This window comes from Aeromonas sp. 30P, from assembly GCF_051919805.1.
Taxonomy (GTDB): Bacteria; Pseudomonadota; Gammaproteobacteria; order Enterobacterales; family Aeromonadaceae; genus Aeromonas; species Aeromonas veronii.
The window spans coordinates 3847641-3855000 of sequence record NZ_JBQBEA010000001.1 but is presented as its reverse complement, the minus strand read 5'-3'; the positions used below and the strand labels follow the sequence as shown (position 1 = coordinate 3855000).

The following is a 7360-nucleotide window of genomic DNA, read 5'->3' as shown; positions in this document are numbered from 1 at the left end:
CTCGCCGGAAGACCAAGGGTTCCTGTCCAACGTTAATCGGGGCAGGGTGAGTCGACCCCTAAGGCGAGGCCGAAAGGCGTAGTCGATGGGAAGCAGGTTAATATTCCTGCACGACTTGTAATTGCGATGGGGGGACGGAGAAGGCTAGGTGGGCCAGGCGACGGTTGTCCTGGTGAAAGTGCGTAGGTGGTGTTTCTAGGCAAATCCGGAGACACAACACTGAGACACGAGACGAACACACTACGGTGTGGAAGCCATTGATGCCCTGCTTCCAGGAAAAGCCTCTAAGCTTCAGATTACAAGTCATCGTACCCCAAACCGACACAGGTGGTCGGGTAGAGAATACCAAGGCGCTTGAGAGAACTCGGGTGAAGGAACTAGGCAAAATAGAACCGTAACTTCGGGAGAAGGTTCGCTCTTGACAGTGAAGTCCCTCGCGGATGGAGCAGTTGGGAGTCGCAGTGACCAGATGGCTGGGACTGTTTATCAAAAACACAGCACTCTGCAAACACGAAAGTGGACGTATAGGGTGTGACACCTGCCCGGTGCCGGAAGGTTAATTGATGGGGTTAGCGCAAGCGAAGCTCTTGATCGAAGCCCCGGTAAACGGCGGCCGTAACTATAACGGTCCTAAGGTAGCGAAATTCCTTGTCGGGTAAGTTCCGACCTGCACGAATGGTGTAACCATGGCCATGCTGTCTCCACCCGAGACTCAGTGAAATCGAATTCGCCGTGAAGATGCGGTGTACCCGCGGCTAGACGGAAAGACCCCGTGAACCTTTACTACAGCTTGGCACTGAACATTGAACCTACATGTGTAGGATAGGTGGGAGGCTTTGAAGGCGTGACGCCAGTTGCGCTGGAGCCGTCCTTGAAATACCACCCTTGTATGTTTGATGTTCTAACGCAGGGCCCTGAATCGGGCTCGCGGACAGTGCCTGGTGGGTAGTTTGACTGGGGCGGTCTCCTCCCAAAGAGTAACGGAGGAGCACGAAGGTTGGCTAATCCTGGTCGGACATCAGGAGGTTAGTGCAATGGCATAAGCCAGCTTAACTGCGAGACGGACAGGTCGAGCAGGTACGAAAGTAGGTCATAGTGATCCGGTGGTTCTGAATGGAAGGGCCATCGCTCAACGGATAAAAGGTACTCCGGGGATAACAGGCTGATACCGCCCAAGAGTTCATATCGACGGCGGTGTTTGGCACCTCGATGTCGGCTCATCACATCCTGGGGCTGAAGTCGGTCCCAAGGGTATGGCTGTTCGCCATTTAAAGTGGTACGCGAGCTGGGTTCAGAACGTCGTGAGACAGTTCGGTCCCTATCTGCCGTGGGCGTTGGATGATTGAAGGGAGTTGCTCCTAGTACGAGAGGACCGGAGTGAACGAACCTCTGGTGTTCGGGTTGTCACGCCAGTGGCACTGCCCGGTAGCTAAGTTCGGAATCGATAACCGCTGAAAGCATCTAAGCGGGAAGCGAGCCCTGAGATGAGTCATCCCTGACCCCTTGAGGGTCCTAAAGGGCCGTTGGAGACCACAACGTTGATAGGTGGGGTGTGTAAGCGCAGTGATGTGTTGAGCTAACCCATACTAATTACCCGTGAGGCTTAACCATACAACACCCAAGAAGTGTTCTAAGGCTTGTAGCAAATACGAACGAATTACTTACGTCAGCTTTCTCAGATTGAAGAATTTGCCTGGCGGCCATAGCGCCGTGGAACCACCTGATCCCATGCCGAACTCAGAAGTGAAACGTGGTAGCGCCGATGGTAGTGTGGCATTCGCCATGCGAGAGTAGGACACTGCCAGGCACCCAATTAAACGGTGATGTGAAAACACATAGCCGGCTGCGAGGATGACACCTCAGAAGAAGCAGCAAAAGATTTAGCGAAAGCTAACCGAATGCGGAGCGGTAGTTCAGTCGGTTAGAATACCGGCCTGTCACGCCGGGGGTCGCGGGTTCGAGTCCCGTCCGCTCCGCCACTAATTTGAAGGCCTTCCCGATTGGGAAGGCCTTTTTGCTATGGGTGGTTTTGCTTAGTGACACAAAGATTTTTACAGGATTACCAACCATTTTAACAGGTTTACTTTTGGCCAAGCTCTGTTCATGGTGGCGATTAGGGTTGTATCTCGCTTATAACTCTGGAATGTGATGCCTCTACCTTTCTTGTGATGCCTCCTCTGGTTTAATTCTTCAGTCCATATTGATGGACCAAGGAATCACAATAATTTAAGGAATAGACCCATGTTCAAAAGAACAGTAACGATGATGCTGGCGGCGGGAACCCTGGTATTAGGCGGTTGCGCATCCAATGTTGGTGCAGAGCAGGCAGCGGCAGACAACAGCGATTTTGGTGGCAAGTCCATCTACCTGCGCGGGGAGATGAACGACTGGATGGCGACTGATGAAAGCAAGGTAGTCAAGGTGGCCGACAAGCTCTATATGGCCAAAGGCACCCTCAAGAAAGAGTGGGCCCCCTACAAGTTCAAGTTTGCTGATTCAGGCTGGAGCTGCGGTACCAACTTTGGCTACAAGAGCCCGAGTGATGGTGTTGCCGTGTTGGGTGGTGAGGCGGTGCCGGTCAACCCCTGCTCCAAGTATGAGGACATGAAGTTTTCACCGGATGCTGATGGCGTCTACGAGTTCTATCTGAATATGGCGGGTGAAACGCCGTCCGTTTACGTCAAGAAGCCCTGATCTGTCTCTGAGTGTTAAATCTCTCAGCAAATTAATCAGTTAAGTGCCCTGGCCCAGAAATCTGCTGGCCGGGGCATTTTTTTAGGTTAGAATCGGCGCCCTCATGGCATCAGGTGTACTATATGTTGTGCCATTAATTTTAGATGGCACCATTAGTTGTGTTTTCTGCTGTTGTCATGATGTTGATGCATTCACATAAGGTTGATTGAAAATGGCTAAATCGAACCCGGTGCTGGAGAGTGAGCTTGGCTCCCGCCTTATCCCCATGCAGGAAACGTCCCTCGAGATTTGGGATAGCAAGTATCGCCTCAAGAGCAAGGATGGCACTCCCATCGACAGCTCTATTGACGAGACCTTCCAGCGGGTAGCTCGTGCGTTGGCCGAGCAGGAGCTGGAACCGGAGGCCTGGTATGAGCCGTTCCTGTGGGCGCTGCGCAATGGGGCCATTCCGGCGGGCCGCATCACCTCTAATGCGGGGGCGTTTGAGCACAAGCCTGCCACTTCAACCATCAACTGTACTGTTTCCGGCACCATCGAAGATTCGATGGACGATATCCTCGGCAAGGTGCACGAGGCCGGTCTGACCCTGAAAGCCGGTTGCGGCATCGGATATGACTTCTCGACCCTGCGCCCGCGCGGTGCCTTTGTCTCCGGTGCCGGTGCCTACACTTCCGGCCCGCTCTCCTTTATGGATATCTATGACAAGATGTGTTTCACCGTCTCGTCAGCCGGTGGCCGTCGCGGCGCCCAGATGGGCACCATGGATATCCGCCATCCCGATGTGATCGAGTTTATTCAGGCCAAGCGCGAAGATGGCCGCCTGCGACAGTTCAACCTCTCTCTGCTCATCACCGAAGATTTCGTCAAGGCGGTGAAAGAGGATGCCCCCTGGTCGCTGATCTTCCCCTACACCGCTAAAGAGGTGGAGCAGGATGGCATTGCGCTGGACGATCCCGCTCAGGTGCTATGGGCCGACTGGCCCAACAAGGAAGGGGTTGTATTCAACGAGTTGGGGCAGGTCGCTTGTAAGGTCTACAAGACCATGCCAGCCCGCAAGCTGTGGAATGTCATCATGACCTCCACCTATGACTATGCAGAGCCCGGCTTCATCCTGATCGACAAGGTCAACCAGATGAACAACAACTGGTTCTGTGAAGAGATCCGCGCGACCAACCCCTGTGGTGAGCAGCCGTTGCCGCCCTACGGTGCCTGTCTGCTGGGCTCGGTCAATCTGACCAAGTTTGTGCACGACCCTTTTACTGAAAACGCGACATTCGATTGGCAGGCGTTTCGCAAGGTGGTGGCCATCTTTACTCGCATGCTCGACAACGTGGTGGAGATCAACCAACTGCCACTGGCCAAACAGCGCGAGGAGATCACAGCCAAGCGCCGTCACGGCATGGGTTTCCTGGGTCTTGGTTCAACCCTCACCATGCTGCAGATCAAGTACGGCTCTGCGGCATCCGTCGCCTTTACCGAGCAGGTATCCCAGGAGCTGGCGATGACCGGCTGGCAGGAGTCCCTGCGTCTAGCCAAGGAGAAGGGCTCTGCCCCCATCATGGAGCAGGAGTTCGAAGTAACCGGCAAGATGCTGCGTCTGCGCCCGGAAATGGCGGCTGATGGCATCAAGGTGGGTGACAAGGTGAAGGGCAAGGTGCTGCATGCGCGTTATAGCCGCTATATGCAGCAGGTTGCCGAGGTAGATCCTGCGCTGGTCGCCGAGCTGGCCGAAGTGGGTGGGCGTTTCACCCACCACAGCAGTATTGCACCCACCGGCACTATCTCGCTGTCTCTGGCCAACAACGCCAGCAACGGCATCGAGCCGAGCTTTGCCCACCATTACAGCCGCAACGTCATCAAGCCGGGCAAGAAGAGCAAGGAGAGCGTGGATGTCTACTCCTTCGAGCTGCTGGCCTATCGTGAGCTGGTGAATCCATCCGCCATGCCCTATGCCGATGATGAGGCGAGTCGTCTGCCGGACTACTTCATTACTGCCGACGACATCAGCCCGGCGCAACACGTGGACATTCAGGCGGCGGCCCAGCGCTGGATTGACTCCTCCATATCCAAGACCGCCAACGTGCCGACCGATTTCCCGTTCGAGCAGTTCAAGGACATCTACATGTATGCCTCGGACTCTGGCCTCAAGGGGTGCACTACCTTCCGCTTCAATCCGGAGGCCTTCCAGGGCGTGCTGGTGAAGGAGAAGGATCTGGAGAACACCCTCTATGAGTTTACTCTGGAGGATGGCTCCGTCATCTCCGTCAAGGGGAACGAAGAGATCGAATACGATGGTGAGCTGCATACTGCCGCCAACCTCTACGACGCCTTGAAAGAAGGCTATTACGGTAAATTCTGAGAACGACATTATGGTCAAGAAGATCGACAAGAAAATCGTCGCCTACAAGGTGCGTACCAAGGATGAGCCGCAAGAAGATCTCTCTGCGCAGGATGACGTGGTGCACATGCACGAAACCGTGCTGCGCCCGGAGCGGCTGATGGGCACCACCTACAAACTGAAGACGCCGGAGCATGTTTCCGAGCACTCGCTGTTCATCACCATCAACGACATCATTCTCAACGAGGGCACGGTTCACGAAACCCGCCGTCCGTTCGAGATTTTCATCAACTCCAAGAGCCTGGAACACTACCAGTGGATCGTGGCGCTGACCCGCATCATCTCCGCCGTATTCCGCAAAGGTGGGGATGTCACCTTCCTGGTGGAGGAGCTGCGTTCGGTGTTTGATCCCAAGGGCGGCTACTGGAACAAGGGCAAGTATGTACCATCGCTGATCGCCGAAATTGGCAACGTGATCGAGAGCCATCTCACCGAGATCGGCATGCTCAAGGCGCCGGGACTGGACGAGCATCAGCAGGCGTTTCTGGCCGAGAAACAGGCCGAGTTGAAAGCCGCTCAGGAGGCCGAAGAGCAGCAGGCGAGCAGTGGTTTCCCGGCCAATGCGGCGCTCTGCTACAAGTGCCACACCAAGGCGCTGGTGCTGAAGGATGGTTGCATGACCTGCCTCAACTGTGGCGACTCCAAGTGCGGCTGACAAACATGCCCAAGTAGTTGAACGATAGAAAAAAGACCGGCCACAGTGCCGGTCTTTGTATTGCTGTTTTTATGCGCAATCAAATCAGGCGGCCAAGTGATTTGTTGCGCGATAGTAAAATCGGGCGTAGCGTTGAGGGTAATAAAACTGTCACGGCCGTGTGGTTTCAATGACATCTGAGATTCACATACGTGGCCCTTCAGTGCCAAGGAGGATGCTTATGGACAATACGGACCGAAAGCTGTTTATCCTGGATACCAACGTTCTGCTTCACGAACCCCTCGCTATCTACTCCTTCAAAGAGCACGACGTGCTCATCCCCATGACGGTGCTGGAAGAGCTCGATAACATCAAGGATCGCAACAAGGATGTCAGCCGCGACGCGCGGGTGGCCATTCGTGCGCTGGAAGATGTGTTCCGCGATGCAACCCCGGATCAGATCACCCAGGGCGTTCCTCTGGCTGGCGAAGCGAGCGGCAATATCTGCATCTTCAGCGATCACCATCTGCCGCAGGATGCCGAGGTCTTTACCGACAAGGAGGCCGACAACCGCATCATCAACGCGGCCCTCTATCTGCAAAAGCACGAGTTGAAGCGTCAGGTGGTGCTGGTCACCAAAGACATCAATATGCGCCTCAAGGCCAAGGGGGCCGGACTTGCACACGTTGAAGATTACCGTAGCGACCAGTTGATCGATGATATCCGCCTGCTGGCCAAGGGCTTTCAGGTGGTGCCCGGCAGCTTCTGGGAGCGCGTCGGCGAGTGCGAGAGCGAGACCCACGGCCGCGACACCATCCATGTGATTGATGCCAACCTGCTGGAGGGAGTTCACGTAAACCAGTATCTGGTGGATGAGGAGAATTTCTTCGCAGCCCGGGTGCTCAGCCACGATGGCAGCAAGATCCGCATCAAGGATCTGGGCCGCGAGCGACTGATGTCCCGCAAGGCGTGGGGTGTACATCCCAAGAACGTCTATCAGGGGATGGCGTTGGATGCACTGCTCGATCCGCACATCGATCTGGTGATCCTGACTGGCCCGGCGGGTTGCGGTAAAACCTTGCTGGCAATGGCGGCGGCCTTGGAGCTGGTGATTGAGAAGGGCATTTACGAGAAGGTGATCGTCACCCGGAATACCCCGGAAATTGCCGAAAGCATCGGCTTCCTGCCCGGCACCGAGGAGGAGAAGATGATGCCCTGGCTGGCGGCGGTGACTGACACCCTGGAGGTGCTGCACAAGCAGGACGAGAACATGAGCGGCTCGCTCAGCTACATCATGGAGAAGGCCAACATCCAGTTCAAATCGGTCAACTTCATGCGCGGGCGCAGCATCCAGAACACCTTCGTGCTGCTGGATGAGTGCCAGAACCTGACCGCATCCCAGATCAAGACCATCATTACCCGTTGCGGGGAGGGCACCAAGATCGTCTGTTCCGGTAACCTGGCCCAGATCGACTCCAACTACCTGAGCCCGGTGACCTCGGGTCTGACCTACATAGTCGAGCGTTTCAAGGATTTTGACGGCAGTGCCAACATCTTCCTCAATGGCGTGGTGCGCAGCCGACTGGCTTCGTTCGCCGAGGAAAACCTCTGATTAAACTGAATATTTCCAGATA

The 7360-nt window shown here is 55.3% G+C and carries 4 protein-coding genes, 1 tRNA gene and 2 rRNA genes (1 of these 7 running past the window's edge); all 7 read left to right on the top strand.

From position 1 onward, the window contains the following. A 23S ribosomal RNA gene (locus tag ACTG2B_RS17955) occupies nt 1-1611 on the top strand (it extends 1279 nt beyond the left edge of the window). Nucleotides 1612-1692: 81 nt separating this feature from the next. Next, nucleotides 1693-1807, top strand: a 5S ribosomal RNA gene (rrf, locus tag ACTG2B_RS17950). Nucleotides 1808-1902: 95 nt separating this feature from the next. After that, nucleotides 1903-1979, top strand: a tRNA-Asp gene (locus ACTG2B_RS17945). A gap of 262 nt (nt 1980-2241) precedes the next feature. Next, a complete protein-coding gene (locus ACTG2B_RS17940; protein ID WP_429202997.1) occupies nt 2242-2694 on the top strand; it encodes a pullulanase in 453 nt (150 codons plus the stop codon). Between the two features lie 211 nt (nt 2695-2905). Beyond that, entirely contained in the window at nt 2906-5053 is a 2148-nt protein-coding gene (locus tag ACTG2B_RS17935; RefSeq protein WP_439996548.1) for an adenosylcobalamin-dependent ribonucleoside-diphosphate reductase, read from the top strand. Nucleotides 5054-5063: 10 nt separating this feature from the next. Continuing rightward, on the top strand, nt 5064-5747 hold the full coding sequence (locus tag ACTG2B_RS17930; protein WP_021231985.1) for a TSCPD domain-containing protein: 684 nt from the start codon (nt 5064-5066) through the stop codon (nt 5745-5747). 220 nt (nt 5748-5967) lie between these two features. Continuing rightward, a complete protein-coding gene (locus ACTG2B_RS17925; protein WP_005339173.1) occupies nt 5968-7338 on the top strand; it encodes a PhoH family protein in 1371 nt (456 codons plus the stop codon). Nucleotides 7339-7360 lie beyond the last annotated feature (22 nt).